1 protein-coding gene is annotated in these 275 nt (G+C 69.5%); it reads left to right on the top strand.

Features of this window, described 5'->3' with window-relative positions; translation table 11 throughout:
* Positions 1-275: Asp-tRNA(Asn)/Glu-tRNA(Gln) amidotransferase GatCAB subunit B (gene gatB / locus HKX41_11380; GenBank protein ID NNC24733.1), on the top strand; the 275-nt coding region annotated here is incomplete at both ends.

The raw sequence follows: 275 nt of genomic DNA, 5'->3' as shown, positions 1-275 counted from the left end.
CCAGGAGACGCGGCTCTACGATCCCGACCGGAACGAGACGCGGTCGATGCGCTCCAAGGAGGATGCGCACGACTATCGCTACTTCCCCGATCCCGATCTGCTGCCGCTCGAGCTGAGCGAGGAATTCGTCGCGCAGTGCCGCGCCGAGCTGCCCGAGCTGCCCGACGCCAAGCGCGCCCGCTATGAAGGCGAGCTGGGGCTCCCCGCGTATAACGCCGCGGTGCTGACCTCGGACGTCGAGACGGCGCGCTGGTTCGAGGCGCTGCTCGACGCGG

It is taken from the genome of Salifodinibacter halophilus, assembly GCA_012999515.1.
GTDB lineage: Bacteria > Pseudomonadota > Gammaproteobacteria > Nevskiales > Salinisphaeraceae > Salifodinibacter > Salifodinibacter halophilus.
Note: the sequence above shows the minus strand (reverse complement) of the source record. Positions and strands in the feature narration are given on the sequence as shown.